The sequence below is a fragment of the Veillonella sp. VA142 genome, from assembly GCF_003992135.1.
Taxonomy (GTDB): domain Bacteria; phylum Bacillota; class Negativicutes; order Veillonellales; family Veillonellaceae; genus F0422.
The window spans coordinates 1-311 of sequence record NZ_RQVN01000065.1 but is presented as its reverse complement, the minus strand read 5'-3'; the positions used below and the strand labels follow the sequence as shown (position 1 = coordinate 311).

1 pseudogene is annotated in these 311 nt (G+C 42.1%); it reads right to left on the bottom strand.

Features of this window, described 5'->3' with window-relative positions:
* Positions 1–311 (bottom strand): annotated as a pseudogene (locus tag EO117_RS09310) (hypothetical protein); the annotation flags it as partial.

Sequence of the window (311 nt, the reverse complement as noted above, 5' to 3'; positions counted from 1 at the left end):
CCTTTTTCGCCTCTGTCACCTTTGATAGCTGTTGCGAAATCTGCAGCGGTTTTAGTTTCGTTACCTGGAATAGATTTCCATACGTCTAAGGCAGATTTACCATCGGCGCCAGTTTCACCTTTTTCGCCTTTTTCACCTTTGATAGCTGTTGCGAAATCTGCAGCTGTTTTAGTTTCGTTACCTGGAATAGATTTCCATACGTCTAAAGCAGATTTACCATCAGCTCCAGTTTCACCTTTTTCGCCTTTTTCACCTTTGATAGCTGTTGCGAAATCTGCAGCGGTTTTAGTTTCGTTACCTGGAATAGATTT